The organism is Hyphomicrobium sp. 01T421 (genome assembly GCF_056398805.1).
Genome location: NZ_JBFTQC010000001.1, coordinates 581717 through 602848, shown reverse-complemented (window position 1 = coordinate 602848; position 21132 = coordinate 581717). Strand labels below are relative to the sequence as shown.

General features: G+C 62.3%; 18 protein-coding genes. 5 read left to right on the top strand and 13 right to left on the bottom strand.

The window, feature by feature from the left end; all coding sequences use genetic code 11:
- Window positions 1-34: 34 nt before the first annotated feature.
- The 10 genes from hisS to AC1DK3_RS02760 form a co-directional block, all read right to left on the bottom strand.
- Window positions 35-1504: a histidine--tRNA ligase gene (gene hisS, locus AC1DK3_RS02805; protein WP_477190772.1), complete on the bottom strand. Its 1470-nt coding sequence runs from the start codon at window positions 1502-1504 to the stop codon at window positions 35-37.
- A 123-nt stretch (window positions 1505-1627) separates the two neighbouring features.
- Window positions 1628-2821: a GNAT family N-acetyltransferase gene (locus tag AC1DK3_RS02800; RefSeq protein ID WP_477190771.1), complete on the bottom strand. Its 1194-nt coding sequence runs from the start codon at window positions 2819-2821 to the stop codon at window positions 1628-1630.
- Between the two features lie 41 nt (window positions 2822-2862).
- On the bottom strand, window positions 2863-3630 hold the full coding sequence (gene cobS, locus AC1DK3_RS02795; protein WP_477190770.1) for an adenosylcobinamide-GDP ribazoletransferase: 768 nt from the start codon (window positions 3628-3630) through the stop codon (window positions 2863-2865).
- Window positions 3627-4673, bottom strand: coding sequence for a nicotinate-nucleotide--dimethylbenzimidazole phosphoribosyltransferase (cobT, locus tag AC1DK3_RS02790; RefSeq protein ID WP_477190769.1), 1047 nt, complete (start codon window positions 4671-4673; stop codon window positions 3627-3629). Before cobT ends, cobS begins: the two co-directional genes overlap by 4 nt.
- Window positions 4670-6034, bottom strand: coding sequence for a glycolate oxidase subunit GlcF (gene glcF, locus AC1DK3_RS02785; protein ID WP_477190768.1), 1365 nt, complete (start codon window positions 6032-6034; stop codon window positions 4670-4672). Before glcF ends, cobT begins: the two co-directional genes overlap by 4 nt.
- Before the next feature lie 25 nt (window positions 6035-6059).
- Window positions 6060-7283: an FAD-binding protein gene (locus AC1DK3_RS02780; protein ID WP_477190767.1), complete on the bottom strand. Its 1224-nt coding sequence runs from the start codon at window positions 7281-7283 to the stop codon at window positions 6060-6062.
- Window positions 7284-7297: 14 nt separating this feature from the next.
- A complete protein-coding gene (locus tag AC1DK3_RS02775; RefSeq protein WP_477190766.1) occupies window positions 7298-8770 on the bottom strand; it encodes an FAD-binding oxidoreductase in 1473 nt (490 codons plus the stop codon).
- A 203-nt stretch (window positions 8771-8973) separates the two neighbouring features.
- Entirely contained in the window at window positions 8974-9126 is a 153-nt protein-coding gene (locus AC1DK3_RS02770) for a hypothetical protein (protein WP_477190765.1), read from the bottom strand.
- Window positions 9127-9541: 415 nt separating this feature from the next.
- Window positions 9542-10924 carry a glutamate--cysteine ligase gene (locus AC1DK3_RS02765; RefSeq protein WP_477190764.1) on the bottom strand — a complete coding sequence of 461 codons (1383 nt, stop codon included), beginning with the start codon at window positions 10922-10924 and terminating at the stop codon, window positions 9542-9544.
- Window positions 10925-11026: 102 nt separating this feature from the next.
- Window positions 11027-11773, bottom strand: coding sequence for a 16S rRNA (uracil(1498)-N(3))-methyltransferase (locus AC1DK3_RS02760; protein ID WP_477190763.1), 747 nt, complete (start codon window positions 11771-11773; stop codon window positions 11027-11029).
- Window positions 11774-11908: 135 nt separating this feature from the next.
- On the opposite strand from AC1DK3_RS02760, the gene ubiA reads away from it, so the two are divergent.
- The 3 genes from ubiA (at window position 11909) to AC1DK3_RS02745 (ending at window position 15238) form a co-directional block, all read left to right on the top strand.
- Window positions 11909-12877 carry a 4-hydroxybenzoate octaprenyltransferase gene (gene ubiA, locus AC1DK3_RS02755; RefSeq protein WP_477190762.1) on the top strand — a complete coding sequence of 323 codons (969 nt, stop codon included), beginning with the start codon at window positions 11909-11911 and terminating at the stop codon, window positions 12875-12877.
- A gap of 274 nt (window positions 12878-13151) precedes the next feature.
- Entirely contained in the window at window positions 13152-13430 is a 279-nt protein-coding gene (locus AC1DK3_RS02750; RefSeq protein ID WP_477190761.1) for a DUF4170 domain-containing protein, read from the top strand.
- Window positions 13427-15238 (top strand): ABC transporter ATP-binding protein, encoded by a 1812-nt coding sequence (locus AC1DK3_RS02745; RefSeq protein ID WP_477190760.1) that lies wholly within the window; start codon window positions 13427-13429, stop codon window positions 15236-15238. Before AC1DK3_RS02750 ends, AC1DK3_RS02745 begins: the two co-directional genes overlap by 4 nt.
- 44 nt (window positions 15239-15282) lie before the next feature.
- Here the strand turns inward: AC1DK3_RS02745 and AC1DK3_RS02740 are convergent, their stop codons facing one another.
- Complete coding sequence (locus tag AC1DK3_RS02740; protein ID WP_477190759.1) at window positions 15283-15891, bottom strand: fused DSP-PTPase phosphatase/NAD kinase-like protein; 609 nt, start codon at window positions 15889-15891, stop codon at window positions 15283-15285.
- Window positions 15892-16225: 334 nt separating this feature from the next.
- Here AC1DK3_RS02740 and AC1DK3_RS02735 point away from each other — a divergent pair, with 334 nt between their 5' ends.
- Both AC1DK3_RS02735 and lpxK read left to right on the top strand, forming a co-directional pair.
- The gene (locus AC1DK3_RS02735) at window positions 16226-18229 is read left to right on the top strand and encodes a glycosyltransferase N-terminal domain-containing protein (RefSeq protein WP_477190758.1); all 2004 of its coding nucleotides are present in this window, start codon (window positions 16226-16228) and stop codon (window positions 18227-18229) included.
- A 3-nt stretch (window positions 18230-18232) separates the two neighbouring features.
- On the top strand, window positions 18233-19261 hold the full coding sequence (gene lpxK / locus AC1DK3_RS02730; RefSeq protein ID WP_477190757.1) for a tetraacyldisaccharide 4'-kinase: 1029 nt from the start codon (window positions 18233-18235) through the stop codon (window positions 19259-19261).
- A gap of 15 nt (window positions 19262-19276) precedes the next feature.
- On the opposite strand, the gene AC1DK3_RS02725 is transcribed toward lpxK, so the two are convergent.
- The gene (locus AC1DK3_RS02725; protein ID WP_339085598.1) at window positions 19277-19522 is read right to left on the bottom strand and encodes a DUF2093 domain-containing protein; all 246 of its coding nucleotides are present in this window, start codon (window positions 19520-19522) and stop codon (window positions 19277-19279) included.
- Between the two features lie 108 nt (window positions 19523-19630).
- Window positions 19631-21097 carry an exodeoxyribonuclease VII large subunit gene (gene xseA, locus AC1DK3_RS02720; RefSeq protein WP_477190756.1) on the bottom strand — a complete coding sequence of 489 codons (1467 nt, stop codon included), beginning with the start codon at window positions 21095-21097 and terminating at the stop codon, window positions 19631-19633.
- Window positions 21098-21132: the final 35 nt, after the last annotated feature.

The following is a 21132-nucleotide window of genomic DNA, read 5'->3' as shown; positions in this document are numbered from 1 at the left end:
TGGGGTGAAGACCGACAATGAGATCAGCACCACGCTAGGCCTCATGCCGCTGGATGAGCTTGTGAACTTCCTGGATGAGGTTTGCCTCGGAGACGGAGAACTGCGCCGGGCGCGCCTCCTTCCATTCTTTATTGTCCTTGATCGCGGCTGCGGCTTTCGCGCCTTCGATCAGGTCCTTGATCGTCACCTCGCCTTTGGCGCGCTCGTCGGAGCCTTGGATGATGACGCACGGGCTGTTGCGCTTGTCGGCGTATTTCATCTGCGCCTTCATGCCGGACGAGCCGAGGTACATCTCGGCGCGGATGCCGGCGTTGCGCAGCGCTTGCGTCATTTTCTGGTAGGTCGCGATCTCCGCCTTGTCCATCACGAGGACGACGACGGGGCCGAGAGCTTTGGCTTTCTTGTCGCCGATCAGAGACAGAGCCGCCTGCAGGCGCGAGACGCCGATCGAGAAGCCGGTCGCCGGAACTTTTTCGCCCGTGAAGCGCGCGACGAGATCGTCATAGCGACCGCCGCCGCCGACGGAACCGAAGCGCACGGGCTTGCCGTCATCGTCTTTGACTTCGAACGTCAGCTCGGCTTCGAAAACGGGACCGGTGTAATATTCGAGGCCGCGAACGACCGAAAAATCAACGCGGATCCGATCCTCATAGCCTGCCGCTGTGACAAGCGAGTTCAGCTCAATGAGTTCGGCGGAGCCATCATCATAGAGAGCTGTTGTTTTCAAACCCTTTTTCTTCGCGTAGTCATCGAACGTGGGTGTGGTGACAAAGATGATCAATGCCTCAATCTGATCACTATTGAGACCGGCGCCCTTAGTGAAATCGCCGGACTCGTCCTTGCGGCCCGGCCCCAGGAGAAGCGCGACATCTTCCTTAGAAAATTTGTCGAGCTTATCAAGCGAACGGAGCACGGCTAAGCGGCGCGTGTCATCAGTGAGATCGATGCCGACCGTCTCCAGGATACCATCGAGTATTTTGCGATTATTGACCTTGATCACGTAGTCGCCGCGTTTCACGCCGAGGGCTTCGAGCGTGTCGGCAGCGAGCATGCACATCTCGGCATCGGCTGCCACGCCTTCAGCGCCGACCGTATCGGCGTCGAACTGCATGAACTGGCGGAAGCGGCCCGGACCCGGCTTTTCGTTGCGATAGACGTTGCCGAACGCGTAGCGGCGGAAGGGTTTGGGCAGGAATTGGAAATTCTGCGCCACGTAGCGGGCGAGCGGCGCGGTCAGATCGTAGCGCAGGCTCATCCACTGCTCGTCCTCGTCCTGGAACGAGAAGACCCCGGCGTTGGGGCGGTCCTGGTCGGGGAGGAATTTGCCGAGCGCGTCGGTGTACTCGATTGCGGGCGTCTCGAGCGCTTCGAAGCCGTAGCGCTCATAGACCTCACGGATCTTACCCGTCATGTCGGTGAGGCCCCGGAGCTCTGCCGCCTCGATATCGCGGAAGCCTTTGGCGAGGCGCGCTTCGGGGCGCGTGCTTGTATTCACTTTGGACATGAGGATGTTGGGGACCAGACCGCAAATAGAAAAGTTGCCGTGACACCTTACGGCGCCCGGCGTGCGAGCCAGCCTTATATCGGATGGACCGGCATCAGGAAAGTCGCCCTAAAATCCCTAAAATCAACGCAACTCAGCCACTTGGTCTATCCCGGCTGCGGCCCGGCGAGCCCGTTTGCCCCGGAAGTGTCCCTTGAGGACGTGTAGGAGAGCCGCCGGGAGGGCAATCCCGTCCGTCGGCACGACCAGATCGTAGAGCGGCACGGGCTTCGCACCGAAGCCGCGCGCGAGGGGGTGCTCGGCCACACCCATATCGAAGCGGCGCACGCCCCGGGCGGCGAAATATTTCATGGCTTCGATCACGACGAGCCGGCCCGGCGAGAGGTGGCCCCACTCTTCTCCGCCCGTCGAAATGGCGAGGCGTGTGAATGCGCCGTCATGGACGATGCCGAAAAGGGTGGCGACGATCTCGCCGTTTGCTTTGAGCGCGAAGAGGGCGCTCAAGCCTGCATCGGAGCCGTCGATCGCCAAGCGTTCGTAAAAAGAGCCATAAGCCGGTTCGTCGAGGATGTTTTTGCCATGGAGTGCAGCGCGCCGCCGCGTCCGCTGTTCTTCGAGCGCCAGATAGACGTGGGCGATTTCCTCGGCGGTCGTCGCCCGATAAAAGCGCGGCGCAGGTTCCTTCCTCCACAGGCGATAACAGCGTTCGACTTCCTTGCGATATTTCTTGCCGATACCCCGAGGGAACGCATCCGGAGTGTCCGTCACGAATAGCTCGGTTCCGGAACGCAACGCGGGCGAAACGCCTAAACGCGTGAGGAGCGGATTCGGGCGGCTGCCGATTTCGGCTGGCATGCGTTCGAAGCGGATAAGATCGATATCGCGCATGGCGCTGCGCACCTGACGCCACACGCGACGGATCGAACGTTTATCGGTGAGGCGCACGGGGCCCAAAATAGGGCCGCCGTAATCGGAAACGCCGAGGTCAGCGAAGCTCGCGACGCGCAGCATTCCTTCTTTCGCGACAACGAGCGGGAGAACGAGCGCAACATCGCCGCTGGCCTGTTCGGTCACGACCACGAGACGCGGCATCGCTTTCCGCGCGGGCGCCAATTCTTCGTAGAGGACCGTCAGCCAATCGAGCGTTTGAAAACCGTTGGAGACGAGGCCGGTCTCGACGGCTTCGAATGCCGCGAGCGCTTCGTCGGCGCCGTCGAAGATTTCGGTAATGAAACGGCCACCGCGCGAGTTGAGCACTCGCGACCAGCCACCCCCGGCGCGCAATATCGCGCCGCTCCCTGTTTCCACCGTCGCCATACGCAATACACTCTGCGGCGAGCTTCTTATTTTCGGGAATATTATCCCGGACCGGCGATTATGGCCACGGCGATTATAAAGAACGCCGTTTCGTAAATCTGTTCGACCGCGCCCAGGACGTCGCCGGTGTAGCCTCCGATTTTCTGGTGGGCAATCAACGCGACGATGGTTGCTGCTACGCCTGCAAACAGGGCCGACGCCAAGAAAACGACGGGGCTCAAACAAAGAAATCCGAAAATCAGAGCGGTTATAACCGTTACCGCGATCTCGTTTCCGGTCATTTCCGAGGTCGTTCGGCTGACCTTTGCCGCTTCGCCGCCCGCATAAGAGAGACTTGCCAGGGCCAGCACCGCCGCCGCGCGCGCACCCGCGAACCCAGCGATCACGACCTTCGCGGCAGAGAGCGGATCGACCTGTGTAAGCGCCGTCGCCTTGAGCGCCAGAGTGACGATCAGGGCGAGCACGCCGTATGTGCCGATGCGGCTATCTTTCATGATTTCGAGGCAGCGTTCGCGGGTGTATCCGCCGCCGAATGCGTCGGCGGTGTCCGCCAAACCATCCTCGTGTAGCCCACCGGTCAGCAGAATTGCGAACGCCAGACCCAGTATGATCGGTAGCGGCTGCGGGAAGACGAACGACGTCAACAGAATGACACCGCCCGTGAAAACGCCGACGAGACCGCCAACCAGCGGCAAATATTTCGCGGCCCGCACAAGCCAATCGCCCGGCAAGGGATCGATGTGCTTCAGTGGAATGCGCGTCAGGAATTGCAACGCAACGAAGAAGCGCATCCGTTCAAGCGAGATCATTCGGGATGTTCGCCCGGCAGGTCCGCCATTTCGCGGAGCATGAGTTCGGCCGCTCGAATGATCGGCATTGCGAGCGCGGCGCCGGTACCCTCTCCGAGGCGCATTTCCAATTCGAGCAGCGGCTTGACGCTCAGATGCTTCAGCAAAGCCGCGTGTCCGGGTTCGGCCGAGCAATGAGCGAAAACGCAATTATCGATCGTTCCCGGAACGAGCGCTTCCGCGGCGATGGCTCCGGCGGTTGAAATGAAGCCATCGACGACGATCACGCGTCCGGCAGCGGCCGCCGCCGTCATTGCGCCTGCCATCATCACGATCTCGAACCCGCCGAACTGGCGAAGCACTTCGAACGTGCGCTTCTCCGAGGTCGACGGCGCGATCGCGGCGCGGGCGATCGTATCGCTGAGGATCTGATATTTATGTTCGAGGCCGAGTGCCGGTGCGCCCGCTCCCGGACCGACGAGCGATTTGAGATCGAGGCCAGTCAACGCGTGGGCGACCAAGGCGGCGGCGCTCGTGTTGCCAATGCCGATTTCGCCGTAGCCGACGATACCGACGTTTTCAGCGCCCAAGTGCGCGTCGACGGCGCGGCCGGTTTCCAGCGCCGCTGCGCATTCCTCGATCGACATTGCTGGCTCGCGCCGGGCGTTCTTCGTGCCGTTTGCTATGCGGCGGTCGAGAAGGAGATCGTGCGGCGGCAATGGTTCGAGCATTCCAGCATCAACGAGTTCGACGCCGACGCCTGCGGCGCGCGCCAGCACGTTGACGCCCGCGGTGCCCGCCAAAACGAATTTGGCGATCTCGCGCGTCACAACGGAGGGATAGGCCGTCACGCCTTCGGCGGTAATGCCGTGATCGCCCGCGAAAACCAGAATTTTCGCGAGGCCGAGGTCGGGGTTCGTCGAGCCCGCGATCAAGCCGATTTGGACTGCGAGATCCTCGAGCCGCCCAAGCGAGCCGACCGGCTTCGCCTTGCCGCGAAGGCGGGCGCGAAGCTCATCGGCGAGCAAAGTCTGGGATTGTTTGACACCGGATTGGACTGTCATGCGCCTATGTAGTCCTCAACGCTGTGTTTGGGTTGCGGCACGTTTGTCGAATATTGAGCGTAGTTTTCGAGACCCGGCGGAATAGGACCACCATGCGCCCAATCGAGCAACTCGACCGTATGGACGACCGGCACATCGAGCGCCCGCTGGAGCTGGTTGATGCAGCCGATGTTGCCGGCCGCCACGATATCCGGCCGCAATGATTTGATGTTTGCGGCCTTGCGATCGCGCAGCGCGCACGAGATTTCGGGCTGAAGTATATTATAGACGCCGGCCGAACCGCAGCAGAGATGCGCTTCCGGCACATCCATGACGGTGAAGCCGGCTTTCTTCAGCAACGACTTCGGCTGGCTCGTGACGCGCTGGCCATGCTGCAGCGAGCACGCCGAATGATAGGCGACCTTGAGGCTCGACCAGCGTTTCGGCGCGCCGATGTCGTACTGATCGAGGAACTCGCTGACATCCTTGGTCATCGCCGCGATGTCCTTGGCGCGCTTGGCGTACTCCGTCTCGTGTTTCAGGAGATGACCGTAGTCTTTCACCGTCGTGCCGCAGCCGGACGTGTTGATGATGATGGCGTCGACGCCGCCTTTGGCAATTTCCTTGCTCCAGGCGTCGACGTTGATCTTGGCGGCCTTGATCGCTTCTTCCTCGCGGCCGATGTGCTGGCTCAAGGCTCCGCAGCAGGCGGCGCCGGCCGACACGATCACATCGATGCCGCCGCGCGCGAAAAGCCGGATCGTCGCGTCGTTGATCTCGGGCCTCAGAACTTGCTGGGCGCAACCCGCAAGCATGATGACCCGGCCAGTTCGAACGCCCGTCGGAGACGCGCGGCCCGGCCCGCGGAAGCGGCCGGCGCGAGGCGCCTCGGGGGGGGCCAGATCCACCATCGCGGCAAGCTCGGGAAGATTGAGCGCCTTGAATGCGCCAGCCATCCGCCGGCCCAGAGGCGCGGCCTTCATTGCCCACCGGAAGCGGCGCGGATAAGGCACGATTTCCGCCAAGGCGCGCCGGATGAGCCGATCCTTCAGACTGCGGCTGCCGGTTTTTTCGATGTGCTTCCGCGCGATCTCGACGAGATGCATATAGTCGACGCCCGAGGGGCAGGTCGTCATGCACGAGAAGCACGACAGGCAACGGTCGATGTGAACCGAAACCTCGGGCTTCGCATCGAGCCCTTTCTCGAGCATGTCCTTTATGGCGTAGATGCGCCCGCGCGGACTATCGCGCTCGTCGCCCAGCACGACGTATGTCGGGCACGTCGCGGTGCAGAACCCGCAGTGCACGCAGCGTCGAAGGATTCGCTCGGCTTCCCTGATCTCCGGATCGTCGAGCTGCGATTTCGAAAAATTGGTTTGCATTGCGCCTTATGTCGAACTGACGTGTCTAGAAATTGGCGTACATGCGCCCGCGGTTGAGCAGGCCGCTCGGATCGAAGGCCGACTTGATCCCGCGTGTCAATCTTTCGATCTCGGGCTTCAAGGGTTCGAAAACTTCGACGGTGTTGCGAATTTCCCGCTCTGCACGGATCAACGTCGCGTGGCCGCCACGAACGGCAACGGCGCGGCGCACGTCGGCTGCACCGGCATCGGCTGCTGCCGGAACTTCCAGCCAGACGAGCGCTCCCGACCAATCGTAGAGCGCAACCACATCCATGAACTTTTGGATCGCGGCGACGATTTCAGGCGCCTTCGTCGGAAGGGTGGAAATCCGCCACAGGCTCGTCTCGGTGGAGAACGGCATCATCGAAAGCGTGCGGAATTCGCTCCAAAGACTGAAGGTGTCCTCTGCATCGAGTTCGATCGGCTTGCCGTAAACCTTGAGCGCGGTCTTGAGCTTCTCCCTGCGCTCGTCGATCGACGTTGCAAACGTCTCGAGACGCAGAAGCGTCAGCGATTGTCCGACGCCTTTGAGCTTCGGCACTTTGAGCCTGTCGACGCAATTCTTCGGGAGATGGACCGCGCCTGAAATTTCGAGCGGCGTCGCCATCGCGATGCTGAGCGCTTCGATCGCCAAATCGTCAGGCAGGCCGACGAAGGCCAGCGTCTGCATGGTTTGCGGGAGCGGCGCGACCTTGAAGGTCACTTCAGTCATGACGGCAAGCGTTCCCCAGCTGCCGGTTAATCCGCGGGCGACGTCGAGGCCGGCGACATTTTTCATCACGCGGCCGCCGGATTTGAAAAGCTCTCCGCGGCCGTTCACGGCGCGGACGCCCAAGAGGTTATCCCGGGCGCTTCCTGCCGAAATGCGCCGGGAACCCGAAAAATTCGTCGCGAAGACGCCGCCGATGGAGAGCGCGCCGCCCGGCGCGCCGGTCGCCGGTCCGAGATCGACGGGCTCGAAGCTCAGCATCTGACCGCGCGCCGCGAGGATCGCCTCGATTTCATAGACGGGCGTGCCGGACCTGGCCGACATGACGAGTTCCGTCGGCTCATAGAGCGTCACGCCCTTGAGGCCGGAGGTCGTCAATACGACGTCCGCTGTCGCGACGCGGCCGGTATTGCGAAGGGCGCCATGCCCCACGACCTCGATGCCACGCTTCTCGCGCGCAAGCCTCGCAATCATGGACTGCAATTCCCACTCGGCGGCGGGGCGAAAAAGCTCAGTCATGATCGCACCATCTGCTAAGCAGCCTCCGGTGTGCTGGCGGCGTCGCCAGCGCGCATGACGTTGGTAATGGCGAGCGGGAACACCTTCGCCGGGTTCAGCCGCCACGTCGGATCGAAAACGGTTTTTATCCGCATCTGGACGGCTAGATCCGTCGGCGTGAACTGCGTCGTCATCAGCTCGCGTTTTTCGATGCCGACACCATGCTCGCCGGTGAGGCAGCCGCCGAGCTCGACGCACAGCTTCAGAATAGTTTCGCCCGCAAGCTCGGCGCGTTCCGCTTCCTCGGGACTGTTCGCATCATAAAGGATGAGCGGGTGCAGGTTGCCGTCGCCGGCGTGGAAGATGTTGGCGACCTTCAGACCGTACTCGGCGCAGATCTGGCTGATCCGGGTCAATGCGTGTGGCAACTGCGCGAGCGGGATGGTGCCGTCCATGCAGAGGTAATCGGAGATGCGCCCAATCGCGCCGAACGCCGCCTTGCGACCCGCCCAAATCCGCGCGCTCTGGTCGGCGTCCGCACTGATCTGCACCGTTTTCGGATCGAAGCGAGCGGCGATTTCGGCAATGCGTCCGAGGAGGATGCCGATTTCGCTTTCGGAGCCTTCGACCTCGACGATCAGCAATGCTTCCGCATCGAGCGGATAGCCTGCGCCGGCGAATGCCTCGCAGACTTCGACCGCCGCGTGGTCCATATATTCGATCGCTACAGGGATAATACCGGCCGCTATGATCGCCGAGACGCAACTGCCCGCTGCCTCCGGCGAACGAAAGCCAATCATCATTGGCCGCGCGCCTTCCGGCGCCGGGACGAGCTTCACAGTTGCTTCGGTGATGACGCCAAGCTGGCCTTCGGAGCCGATGACCAAGCTCAAGAGATCGTAGCCGTTGCGTTCCAGCGACGAGCCGCCGATCTCGACGACGGTGCCGTCGATCAGCACCATTTTGACGCCCAAGACGTTGTGCGTCGTCACTCCGTATTTGAGGCAGTGCGCGCCGCCGGAATTCATCGCGAGATTGCCTGCGAGCGTGCACGCAAGTTGCGATGATGGATCGGGCGCATAGAAAAAGCCGCCCGCCGCGACCTCTGCCGTGATCTGGAGATTTGTTATTCCGGCTTCGAGCCGCGCCAAGCGATTGGCATAATCGATTTCGATGACGCGGTTCATCTTCGAGATGCAGAGAACGATGGCGTCCTCGGTCGGCAACGACCCGCCGCAGAGAGACGTGCCCGCGCCGCGGGGAATGACCTTGACGTCGTTCTCGTGGCAATACTTCAAGATCTTGGAGACTTCTTCGGTCGTGCGCGGGAGAACGACCAGCATGGGCACGCGGCGGTAAGCCGTGAACGCGTCCGTCTCGTAGGCCCGGCGTCCATCTTCGTCGACGATCAGAAGATCCTGACCGACACGGCTTTTCAGGCCTTCGATCAGAATGGGTAGCCGCCGCAAGACGCCAACATCGGGCTCAGGCAGCTCGATATGCGGCATCGTCTTCAGTCTCCAAGCCAATAATCATGTCGGCTGTTTCGCTCTTAGGCCGTCAGCTTACATCGCTCGCGACGCGGCGGCCCAAATTCGATCGCGCCTGCGGCAACCTCGGCGCGTAGCCGCGGGCGTTAATCATCCTCGCACGTGCGCCGGTGACCGGCAATATGGGCGCCGTCGTTGCACATGTGAAGAAAGCGCGCTCTTCAGTGGCGGTCGCCGGCGCCGAGCCAGCGCTGGCCGCCCTGATCACGAGGATCGTGAAAATCACGAGGCGGGGGGCCGCGCTTATCGCGGGGGTCGCCCATGCCGCCGCCTGCGCCTCGCGGCTCGTTCATGCCGCGGGGGTCTGGTCGCATATCGGGTCGCATCTCGCGCGAACTGCGGCTGTCGCGGTCGCGGTCGCGGTCCCGGGACCGCGCTCCAGAGAAGCATTGGGTGATGCAGCTCTGCAACTGAGCGTCGCAATGTGCCGAATATAGGAGTTTTGCGGCCATCCGGCAGGAATTGTGCTGGGACCGGCAGGAATCGGCGCAGGGATCGGCGCTTGCGTCACCGGCAGCAAAAGCCAACACCGCCAGAACAGCCAGCACGGCCATTCCAAACGATTTTATCGACACTGATGCAGCCTGAAACAACTACCGCCTCCTCATCCCCGGGCCGTGCTGGGCGGCTGAGCCTAGGCAAGCGGCGGAAGCTACTCGCGCGACCATGAACACGGCCTGAACCGGTGGTTGAACCCGGGGCAACGGGCTCGCCTGGGAATGGGCGCCATCAGAATGCAAACTCCTCGAAGATCCGATCAACGTTGCCGTTCCACTCCCCGGAATAACGCCGCAGCAATTCGTCCGCCACGGTCTGGCCGTTGCCTGCAATCTTCTCAAGCGGGGCCAGAAATACCGTCTCGTCCTGGTTTTTGGCGTTGATGCGGGCGCGGTTCTTGAGACCGTGGCGCGAGATGCGCAATGCTTGGCGGGCGATGCTGGCCACCGTCGCCGTGCGGAAAGGCGTCGCGAGTGCCGTTTTCGGAACGGCCGCGCGCAGATTTTCACGCTCTTCGCTGGTCCAGTCGCGGACCAGCGTCCAAGCCTGGTCCAGCGCGGCCTCGTCGTAAAGAATACCGGTCCAGAAAGCCGAGAGCGCCGTGATCGTTCCCCAGCGCCCCGCATCGGCGCCGCGCATCTCCAGGAACCGTTTGAGGCGGACTTCCGGAAAGAGCGTGGTGAGGTGGTCCGACCAATCATCGGCGGTCGGCAGCTCGCCTTTCAATCCCGGCAGGCGGCCTGCCAGAAAATCGCGAAACGACGAGCCCGCGACGTCGATGTAATTGCCGTCGCGGTAGACGAAATACATCGGCACATCGAGCGCGTAATCGACGTAGCGCTCGTAGCCCATGCCGTCTTCGAACGCGAACGGGAGCATGCCGGTCCGGCGCTTGTCGGTGTCGAGCCAGACTTCGCTTCGCATCGACTGGAAGCCGTTGGGGCGATCCTCGGCGAACGGCGACGAGGCGAACAGCGCGGTCGCGATCGGCTGCAGCGCGAGCGATACGCGGAGCTTCTTCACCATGTCGGCTTCGCTCGAAAAATCGAGGTTCACCTGGATCGTAGCGGTCCGGTACATCATGTCGAGACCGCGGCTGCCGACGGTCGGCATATAGCGGGTCATCACCTGATAGCGCTTCTTCGGCATGTGCGGGATCTGGTCGAGCCGCCACTTCGGAGAAAATCCGACGCCCAGAAAACCGATGGCGAGATCCTCGCCGACGTCGATGACTTCGCGCAGATGCTCGTCAGTTTCGGCTGCCGTTTCGTGCAGCGTTTCGAGTGGCGCGCCGGAAAGCTCGAACTGGCCGCCGGGCTCAAGGCTGATCGTGCCGCCCTTTTCGCCATCGGGGCGCTTCAGGGCGATGACGTTGTCGCCTTCCTTGATGGCGACCCAGCCGTAGCGGCGGATGAGTTCTTCCATCAAGGCGCGGATGCCATCGGTACCGCCGTATGGCACAGGATCCAACGTGACAGTGCGAAAGACGAACTTCTCGTGCTCGGTGCCGATACGCCAATCCGCTTTCGGCTTCTCGCCAGCCGCAATCCAGCGCACGAGATCATCTCGTGTCTCGATCATCGCGCTCGCAGCGCCTTGTTCTCGCGTGGACATTACCGAGCGACCCAGCCTTGCTTAACCGGCGCGGGTGCGCCCCGCGGCCTGAGCCTTATGGCGAGGACCGGCGGGAACGGCAAGCGTCCCCAACAACCGGGACTAACGGCGGCGCCAATCGCCGAGAACGGCATTGACGATCGCAAGCGCGGCAACGGCTGCGGTATCGGCGCGCATGATTCGGGGCCCGAGCGACAGCGGCACGACATATGGCTTGCCGACGAGGCGTGCGCGCTCGCGCGGGGAAAAGCCACCTTCGGGTCCGATAAGGACTGCCAGGGGCCCGGCTGAGAGCTTATCCAAAGCCCTGATCGGGTCAGACAGTTGCTCGTGCTCATCGCAGTAGATCAGGCGTCGCGCTTCGTCCCAGTCGTCAAGAACGTCATCGAGTTTGGCGGGTGGCTCGACGGCCGGCACTTGCAAAATCCCGCACTGCTCCGCCGCCTCGATCACGTTGGCGCGCATCCGCTCGCTGTTAACTCTTTCCGCGACCGTTCTTTCGGTGATTACGGGCCGGAGGCGCGCGGCGCCCATTTCGGTCGCCTTCTGCACCATGTAATCGAGCCGCGACCGTTTGAGCGGCGCGAACAGGTAGTCGATGTCGGGCCCACTTTCCTGGGGACGCGTCTGTTCCTCGACTTGCAGCGTGACGCGCCGCTTGTGCGTCTCGGCGAGGGTCGCAACCCACTCGCCATCCCGGCCGTTGAATACCAACAGCTTTGCCCCCGCCCGCAGGCGCAGGACGCCGGTCAGGTAGTGCGAGTGCGGCGGCTCAAGCTCCAAGAGCTTGGCGGCTGCAAGATCGTCGTCGACAAACAGTCGTTCTGAAGTCAGGTCACGGATAGCCATGATGCGGTCTTATCGAAGCCGCGCTTGCAGTCAAACGTATGTCGCATCCATGGGCCGGTATTGCGTCTTCCCCCAGTATTGCGTCGGGGCGACGGGCCGGATAGGTCTTTGCCAAAGTTGCCGGAGAAACATCAATTGACGACGGGTGCCGAGATTTCGCCCAAGCCGACATTGCGTGTTGCGGATGCACTGCCGTCGAACTGGGTCGATCGATGGGCGCCGGTATCGTGGCAGCCGTACCTTCGGCTCGGGCGATTGGACCGGCCGATCGGCGCGTGGCTGTTACTGTTTCCCTGCTGGTGGTCGCAGACCCTCGCCCAGGTCAACTCCGGCGATCACCTGCCGGATGTCGGCTATCTCGTGCTTTTCGCCATCGGCGCTCTCGCGATGCGCGCCTGCGGCTGCGCCTATAACGACTGGGTCGACCGCGACATCGACGGCCGTGTCGAGCGGACGGTCAATCGTCCTCTGCCGTCAGGGCAAGTTTCGCCGGAAGCCGCGCTTGGCTTCGTCGTTGCGACGGCCCTCGTCGGGTTGGTCGTCCTCCTGAACTTCAACAGCTTTACGATCTGGCTGGCGATCGCGTCGCTTTTCATCGTCGCGGCTTATCCTTTTGCGAAGCGCTTCACATCGTATCCGCAGCTGGTCTTGGGCCTCGCGTTCAACTGGGGCGCCCTCGTCGGATGGGCCGCGATCAAGGGATCTATCGGCCTTCCGGCGCTCGCCCTTTACGCGGGCTGCGTGTTCTGGACGGTCGGCTACGACACGATCTACGCGCACCAGGACAAAGAGGACGATGCGCTTCTGGGGCTCGGCTCGACGGCGCTGCATTTCGGCGAAGACACAGTCTCATTCGTCGGCGCGATGTACGGGCTCGCCGGAATTCTGTGGCTTGCGGCTGGCGCGCTTGCGGGCGCCCACCTCGTCTATTTCCTAGCGGTCGTCCTGGTGTTCCTGCAAATGTCGTGGCAGGTCGCGACGCTCGATATTCACAATTCCGCCAACTGTCTCTGGCGATTCAAGTCGAACCGGGACGTCGGCCTCGCCGTCTTCGCGGGCCTTGTGGCGGATATGGCGCTGTCGTGGTTTGCCGGGCTCAGTTAAGAGGCGCGGCACAGACGAGAACGCGGCCCGAGAGGTCCCGTGCCGCGCTGTTCCGTCTCACTGTCGAACTTCCGAGCCGCTTTCCGCGGCTTTGTATGAGATCTTGGCAGAATTCTCTTCCGATGAGCTTAAGAAATAGCGTAAACAAATGCTTACGCGGAAGTTATGCCATTCCTGGATTGGCCCGAGGACGCTTTGCGCCGTTGACGGCCGTCACACACGCGGTTTTTAAAAAATCGCTCGGAGCATTTGTTCAGGAGACGAACAGTCGTCCATGTCCCAGACCTCATCTTCATCCGATTCAAAACCGCAGCTCCTGCATCTCGTTTTCGGGGGCGAACTCGAAACGCTCGAGGGCCACGAATTTCGCGATCTCGAGGGACTTGATATAGTCGGCATCTATCCGGACTATCAGTCCGCTTATGCAGCCTGGAAGAACGCAGCCCAGCGCTCGGTCGACAACGCGATGATGCGGTATTTCATCGTGCATCTGCACAGGCTGCTCGAGCCGAATGGCCTGAAGTCTGCTCAGCCGGCAACATCCGCCACGTGACGGCTAATCTTCTCAAACCCGAAAAGAAACGGCGGCCGACTCTTCGGCTCGATGCGGCTTCGCGCGCGCTGCTTCGCCGTTTCGTCGTCGACTGGGTTTGGCCGCGTCGATTGGAGCTCGGCTGGACACTTTTTCTGACGGCGTGCCTTGCCGCGGTGACCGGCGGCTATCCGGCCGTCATCAAGAAATCATTCGACATGCTGATGGGCAATCAGCACGGCGCGCTACCGTTCGTGCTGACGGCGATCGTCGGCATAACGATTGCGCGCGCGACATTGCTTTTTGCGCAATCCGTCGCGACGAACCGTTTCATTCTGCGCCTCACCTCCGACATGCAGAAGGTCGCGTTCCGGCATCTGATCAGCGCCGATTTCGCGCGGCTGTCGCGGGAGACGCCCGGCCGGCTGATGTCGCGGCTGACGAACGACATCGGCTTCGTGCAAGGCGCGATGATGGCGGCGCTGAACTCGATTTTCCGCGACACCTTCTCGGTCATCGCGCTCGTGATCGCGATGCTTTATCTCGACTGGGCGATGACGCTCGTGGTCTTGAGCGTCTATCCGCTCGCGGCTTTGCCCGTCGCCGCGATCAGTCAACGGCTCCGCCGTGTCGCCAAGCAGACGCAGAGCGGCCTCGGCGATATGACGTCCCTTCTCGCGGAGAAGCTCGCCGGCGCGCGCTTGATCAAGTCGTTTCAGCTCGAGAATTACGCGGCCGACCGCCTCGACAACAGCTTCGAGCAGATCTACTCGCTGAAGCTGAAGTCGGTGCGGACGCGGGCGCGGATGGATCCGATCCTCGAAGTGCTCGGCGGCATTGCGATCGCCGGCGTCGTCGGATTTGCCTACTTGCGCATTTCCAACGGCATTTCGACCGTCGGCGATTTCATGGGGTTTATCACCGCGTTGCTCATGGCGGCGCAGCCCATTCGCGCGCTTGGAAACCTTGCCGGCCGGCTTCAAGAGGGCCTTGCTGCCGCTGAAAGTTTCTACGGCTTGCTCGACGAGATGCCGACGATCGGCGACAAGCCGGACGCGAAGCGTCTCAGCGTTTCGAAAGGCCAGATCTCTTTCCGCGGGGTCGGGTTCGCCTACGACGCGGCGTCGGAAGAACGCGCTGTGCACGACGTCACGCTCGACGTTCCGGGCGGATCGACCGTCGCCCTCGTCGGCCGCTCGGGCGCGGGCAAGTCGACGATCATCAATCTCGTGCCGAGGCTTTTCGATGTTACCGAAGGCCAGATCCTAATCGATGGCGAGGATGTTCGGGACGTCACGCTCTCGTCGCTGCGCGATCAGATCGCGATCGTCAGTCAGGACATCACGCTGTTCGACGACACGATCGAAGCGAATATCGCGCTTGGGCGCCTTGGCGCTAGTTCAGAAGACATCATCGAGGCTGCGAAAGCGGCGGCGGCTCACGACTTCATCATGGGGTTGCCTCGCGGCTATCAGACGATGATCGGCGATCGCGGCAGCCGACTCTCGGGCGGGCAGCGCCAGCGTGTCGCGCTCGCGCGGGCCATCCTGAAGGACGCGCCGATCCTGCTTCTCGACGAGGCGACGAGCGCGCTCGACAACGAAAGCGAGCAACTCGTTCAGGAGGCGCTTGCAAAGTTCACGCGCACGCGCACGACGCTCGTCATCGCGCATCGGCTTTCGACGATCCAGAACGCGGACATGATTTGCGTGATGGATGGCGGCCGCATCGTTGAGCGCGGGAAACATTTCGAGCTGATCGACCGCAACGGCGCCTATGCCCGGCTGAACCGGTCTGCGCACGGGCCTCAGGCGATGATCGCCAATTGAAGATTGCCGGCTGAATAGCCGACGGTCGCTCGCGCGGGCTTCGGCTATTCGCGGTTAAGGATGTTGTTCACGAGCCTGTTGGCCCAACCGCGCGCCTTGAACGTCGAGTTCACTTCGCGGGCATCGTAAACCGTTTCGACCCAATCCCAGAACGCGATGCCGGTGCGGGCCTCATCAGCCAGATAGCGGTGGAAGACGGCATCCAGCACGCCCGTGTCGGCGCTGCGGACGTGACCGTAGCGCAGGGACAGCTGCTTCAGCGCCTCTCGGATCGGCTGCCCATCGTGCAGATGACTGATCATCACGCTCATCAAACCGGCGCGGTCGGCGCCCGATTTGCAATGAACGAGGATGGGATATTCGGCTTTTGCCAGCACATCTTTCATTGCCTGAAATTCGGCGAGCGAGGGCGCGGCGCGCGATCGCAAGGTCAGATCGACGAGCGTGAGCCCATGGCGAGCGCACGCCTGCTGCTCGAGCCAGCGCGTGCCGTAGGACTGCTCGCCGCGCAGATTGATGACTGTCTTTATGCCCCGCCTGCCGGCCCAGGCGATGTGATGGGGGGCAGGCTGCGCCGAGCGCCACGCATCCCTGCCCACGCGATGGCGATTATTGTAAACAGTCCGCACGAGGCCATAATCGATCAGCAGCATTTCGGCGTAGCAAAGGGCCGATGCGAATCGCGTTCCAAGCCAGGATGGGGGAGAATGCACTGCACTGTGCAAAAGTGCACCGCTCGTACGGCGTAATCCACGCTTTGCTTCTTTGAGAGGGCTTGCCATCAGGAGTTGTCTCGATGCTCCCGATTCGCGGGCAGCCTTGCGGATAGGGCCAGCTTTAATCCTACTCGTTGTTCACAAGAAGCCGCGGTCCATCGTGATTGAACTTGCTAGTTATTAGCTATAGCAACGACCCGCAAGGGGCTAAACACAATCGAGCTTCGTCCTGCACTTTCTCGCGTTACAACGATAAGGCAGCCATTGCCGCATGGCAGAAATTAAGAAGAGGCTTGTGCGACTTGGCGGCTTGACGCTGGCGCGCCTTATCCGCCACGTGGCCAATTCGTCTCAGGTTATTCACGAGCCGCCGGACCTGATGGACCGGCTTAGCGATACCCACCCCTGTATCGTCGCGTGCTGGCACGGCCAGTTCATGATGGTCGCGACGCTTCGTCCTGAAAACGTCAGGATCTCCGCAATGGTCGCGCGGCACGGCGACGCCGAGATCATCAGCGAAACATTGCAAGCCATCGACGTTGAACTCATTCGCGGCGCGGGGGCCGGCTGGCGCAAGAAGGATCGCGGCGGCGCGGCGGCTCTTCGCGCATCGCTGCAGGCACTTTCCGAGGGCTCGTCACTCGTCATGACGGCCGACGTCCCGCCGGGTCCGGCGCGGGTTGCGGGCGCGGGCATCGTCACGATCGCGCGCATGTCGGGGCGGCCGATCGTACCGGTCGCGCTCGCCACGAAACGTTTCGCATCGTTCGATACCTGGAGCCGGCTGACGATCAATCTGCCGTACTCGAAACTTGCAGCCGTCGTCGGCGAACCAATTCATGTTCCGAGCGAGGCGGACGCGGAGCTGCTCGAATCAAAACGCGTCGAGCTCGAGACCGCGCTCAACACCGCGACGCTCCGGGCGTACGAACTTGCGGGTGCCGATATCAAGCGAGCGACACCGCTCGATGTGCTTGCGGCGGCCTCGGCGCCGACGCCAGGCCTCGTGCTCAAGGCTTATCGCGCCGGAACGGCAGCGTTGCGGCCAGCGGTGCCGCTGCTTCTCAACATGCGCGGACAGCAGGGGAAGGAAGATCCGAACCGCCGCGGCGAACGATTGGGCTTTGCGGGCCGGCCGCGCCCCGCGGGACAGGTGGTGTGGGTTCATGCGGCAAGCGTCGGCGAGACGAACGCAATCCTTCCGCTCATCGACAGCCTGCTCGACGCCAATCCGCACATTCACATTCTGCTGACGACGGGGACGAAAACATCTGCGGAGATTGCGGCGCATCGCTTGCCGCCGCGAGCATTGCATCAGTACGTGCCTCTCGATGTGCCGCACTACGTCGCTCGCTTTCTCGATCACTGGAAGCCGTCGATATCGATCTTTACGGAATCCGACATCTGGCCGAATCTCATTCTCGGAACGGCGGAGCGGGGAATTCCTCTCGTGCTCGTCAACGCGCGAATGTCACCACGCAGCATCAACCGCTGGCGCAAATATGCGGCCGTCGGCCGGCCGCTGTTTTCGCGCTTCGCGGCGGTGCTGTCGCAGAATTCGCAGATAACGCGGGCCATGAAGCGTCTCGGCGCCCCGAACGTCATCACGGCCGGTAACTTGAAAATCGATTCACCGCCGCCTCCGGTCAACGCGGATCTGTTGGCGTCGCTGAAGAACGCCGTTGGCCAGCGTCCGCTGTTCCTCGCGGCCAGCACCCATCCCGGTGAAGACACGGTCATCGCCGCGGCGCATTCGCTGATGCGACGCGATATCGAGGGACTGCTGACGATCATCGTCCCACGTCATCCCGAACGCGGCGGCGGCCTTGCGGCGTCACTCGGCGGGCTCGGACTGAGGACGCAGCTGCGCTCTCGCTCCTCCGCACCCGAGACCGATACCGAGATCTACGTCGCCGACACGATTGGCGAGCTTGGAACTTTCTATTCGATCTCGCCGGTTGCGCTCGTCGGCGGATCCCTGGTCGAGCATGGTGGTCAAAACCCGATCGAAGCCGTTCGTCTCGGTTCGTGCGTTTTGACTGGTCCGTTCACGCACAATTTCCGCGATGCGTATGCTGCGCTCTTCCGCGAGGGCGGCGCCGTCGAAGTCAGATCGTCCGACGACATCGCGCGGCAGGTCACGCTGCTGCTTGCCGATCAAGCCGCGGCCAAGCGCATGCGGCAGGGAGCAGACTTGGCGCTTCAGTCGATGGGCGGCGCGCTCGCCAAGACGCTCGGCGCCATCCAGCCATTGCTTGAAAAACAGCGAGCGTGATGCGTGCCCATCTCTGAACCGAGCTGGTGGTACGGGCCGGGCAGCGGATGGCAGACAGCGCTTCTCTCTCCAATCGGCAGCATCGTCGGCCGGATCGCAAGCCGCCGCATTCAAAACGCAAATCCCTATCGCTCGGCCCTTCCCGTCATCTGCGCCGGTAACTTCACCGCGGGTGGCTCGGGCAAGACTCCGCTAGCTTTGTTCATTGCCRAGCTTGTCGCAGAAGATGATCGCGAGCCATGGTTTCTCTCGCGCGGATACGGTGGAAGCCTTGAAGGTCCGGTGCGCGTCATCGCGGGTCTCCATACGGCGCGCGACGTCGGGGATGAGCCGCTGCTTCTTGCCCGCGCTGCGCCGACGGTCGTCTCGCGCGATCGCCGCAAAGGCGCGGAAGCGATCGAGGGCATGGCCTCGAAACGCGCCGTCATCATCATGGACGACGGCTTGCAAAATCCGGCGCTCGCGAAGGATCTTGCTATCGCACTCGTCGATGCGAAGCGCGGCGTTGGCAACGGGCTCGTCATTCCCGCGGGACCGCTTAGGGCGCCGCTCGATGTTCAAACGGCGCTTGCAAACCTGATCGTGCTCACCGGAGGCGATGCAGCGGGCAACCGTTCCTTCGTTGATCGGCTCAAAGGGATGACGCGCGCACCGATCATTTCCGCCGAGACGCGCGCTGAAGACGACAACGCGACGTTTCGTGGCCGGCGCGTGTTGGCGTTTGCGGGCATCGCCAATCCCGACCGTTTTTTTGCGACGCTTAGTTCACTTGGAGCCGACATCATCGCGCGAAGGGCATTCGCCGATCACCACATGTTCAGCGAGGCGGAGGCCCGCGATCTGATGGAAGCAGCCGAACGCGGCAACGCGGCTCTCGTGACTACGGAAAAAGATATCGCGCGTCTTTCCGGAGCATCAGGCGCTCGCGGGGCGCTCAAAGAGCGTGCAGAAACGGTCTCGATCAGAACGTCTCTCGAAGGCGAGGATCTCGACGTGATGCGCCGGCTGATCCGAGAAGCAATCGCTCGCTAGCGCGAGCTGCCTCGCTCAACGAGCGGGCGCGTTCGAACGTTCGATGGCGTTAAGCTCAAGGTAACGCTGCACGGAGATTTCCGCCGAGGCATATGCCTCCTGCGCGTCGACGCTCCAATAACGAAGATCGGGAAGCGCGATGGGCTGGCCCGTTACCGCGCAGCGCACGAAATCTCCCGGAGACATCACTTCGAACTCGCCATCCAGATAGCGAATCTTGGCTTCGTTACGCAGGCCAAAAAATTTCTCAATTCGATTCATCAGCTTCCAAGCCGTGCTGTTTTTTTACTGTCGGGCATCATCCGACATCAGATGATATGAATGCCGCATTTCCGGCGGCGCGCCAATTTCCAATTTAGCCCAAGCGTATCAAAAAAGTGAGCCTTGTCCGCCGCGTCCGCCCGGCATTTGGCGCGGCGTTTTACCCGCTCCTTGATCGGCTTTAGCGGGTCCTGATTTTAGCGGGCCTTCGGCTCTCGCTGCAATCTGCCCGTCTGACAACTCGATGTTCAGCATCGCTCCCGCGACAACGGACGCCGCTTGCCGGATGGTTTGACCGGCCTCGTTCCTGACGAGTGCAAAGCCGCGAGACAGGATGCTGTGATAGCCCAACGAGTTGAGCAGCGCCGCTTTACCATCGAGAACCCTGCGACTGACCGCCACGCGGTTAAGAAGTGCGCGGCCGGCGCGCCGTTCGAGTGTCTGAAGCCGCTCGCCGCAGCGGGAGTGTTTCTGAAGTATCGGCGCCGGAGACAAACGTCCGCTGACGCGCGCGAGCCGTGTTGCATGTGCGCGCGTGTTGGCGAGAAGCGCACGCGAGAGGCGGCGATCGGCCTCGTCGAAGCGCTGGCGCGGCAGCGCAACCAGATCCTGCAGCTTCGGCAGGCCGCGCGACGATGCCTTCAAGTGTGTTTTCGCGCCCTCCAGCGAGCGGCGAACCGCTGTTCGCTTGCGCAGCATGAGCTTTTCGAGACCGTCGATCAGCTCGGAATACTTTGGCACGGCCCATTCGGCGGCTTTCGTCGGCGTCGGCGCGCGGGCATCCGCGACAAGGTCGATGAGCGTCCAATCCGTCTCGTGGCCGACTGCGGAAATCAGCGGAATGCGGCTCTCGGCTGCCGCTCTGACAACGATCTCTTCGTTGAAACTCCAGAGGTCTTCGAGACTGCCGCCGCCGCGCGCGACGATCAGCACGTCGGGCCGGGGAATTTTGCCGCCGGTTTCGAGCGCGTTGAAGCCGCGGATTGCGGCGGCCACTTCAGCCGCGCTTCCCTCGCCTTGCACGCGCACCGGCCAGAGGAGAACGCGCGCCGGATAGCGCTCGTTGAAGCCGTGCAGCATATCGCGAATGACCGCGCCCGTCGGCGATGTGACGATGCCGACGACTTTCGGCAAAAACGGACGCGGCTTCTTGCGGGCTTCGTCGAACAGGCCTTCGGCCGCGAATTTGCGCTTGCGCTCTTCGAGTAGCGCCATCAGCGCACCGGCGCCCGCGGGCTCCAGAGCTTCGATGACGATTTGATATTTCGACGAACCGGGGAACGTCGTGATCTTTCCTTGGGCGATGACTTCCATGCCCTCTTCGGGCTTGAAGCGGAGCCGGCCGAACGATCCTTTCCAGATCACGGCCTCTATCTTCGCCTTGTCGTCCTTCAGCGCGAAGTAGCAGTGTCCCGACGCATGGGGCCCGCGATAACCCGAGATCTCGCCCTTGAGGCGGACGTAGCCGAAGCCGTCCTCGAGGGCGCGCTTTATCGCGCCCGAAAGTTCGGACACCGAGAACTCCGGGGCATTGGCGCCGGGGCGGGCTTCGCTGGTGTTGGGAATTGAATTCAATAGCTTACTGTTCTGTTTCGCAGACTTGCTTGTTT

What these genes read in the sequence shown, in the direction of transcription:
- hisS (WP_477190772.1), bottom strand. Translation starts at nt 1,504, where the DNA reads ATGTCCAAAGTGAATACAAGCACGCGCCCCGAAGCGCGCCTCGCCAAA.
- AC1DK3_RS02800 (WP_477190771.1), bottom strand. Translation starts at nt 2,821, where the DNA reads ATGGCGACGGTGGAAACAGGGAGCGGCGCGATATTGCGCGCCGGGGGT.
- cobS (WP_477190770.1), bottom strand. Translation starts at nt 3,630, where the DNA reads ATGATCTCGCTTGAACGGATGCGCTTCTTCGTTGCGTTGCAATTCCTG.
- cobT (WP_477190769.1), bottom strand. Translation starts at nt 4,673, where the DNA reads ATGACAGTCCAATCCGGTGTCAAACAATCCCAGACTTTGCTCGCCGAT.
- glcF (WP_477190768.1), bottom strand. Translation starts at nt 6,034, where the DNA reads ATGCAAACCAATTTTTCGAAATCGCAGCTCGACGATCCGGAGATCAGG.
- AC1DK3_RS02780 (WP_477190767.1), bottom strand. Translation starts at nt 7,283, where the DNA reads ATGACTGAGCTTTTTCGCCCCGCCGCCGAGTGGGAATTGCAGTCCATG.
- AC1DK3_RS02775 (WP_477190766.1), bottom strand. Translation starts at nt 8,770, where the DNA reads ATGCCGCATATCGAGCTGCCTGAGCCCGATGTTGGCGTCTTGCGGCGG.
- AC1DK3_RS02770 (WP_477190765.1), bottom strand. Translation starts at nt 9,126, where the DNA reads ATGCGACCAGACCCCCGCGGCATGAACGAGCCGCGAGGCGCAGGCGGC.
- AC1DK3_RS02765 (WP_477190764.1), bottom strand. Translation starts at nt 10,924, where the DNA reads ATGTCCACGCGAGAACAAGGCGCTGCGAGCGCGATGATCGAGACACGA.
- AC1DK3_RS02760 (WP_477190763.1), bottom strand. Translation starts at nt 11,773, where the DNA reads ATGGCTATCCGTGACCTGACTTCAGAACGACTGTTTGTCGACGACGAT.
- AC1DK3_RS02750 (WP_477190761.1), top strand. Translation starts at nt 13,152, where the DNA reads ATGTCCCAGACCTCATCTTCATCCGATTCAAAACCGCAGCTCCTGCAT.
- AC1DK3_RS02740 (WP_477190759.1), bottom strand. Translation starts at nt 15,891, where the DNA reads ATGCTGCTGATCGATTATGGCCTCGTGCGGACTGTTTACAATAATCGC.
- AC1DK3_RS02735 (WP_477190758.1), top strand. Translation starts at nt 16,226, where the DNA reads ATGGCAGAAATTAAGAAGAGGCTTGTGCGACTTGGCGGCTTGACGCTG.
- AC1DK3_RS02725 (WP_339085598.1), bottom strand. Translation starts at nt 19,522, where the DNA reads ATGAATCGAATTGAGAAATTTTTTGGCCTGCGTAACGAAGCCAAGATT.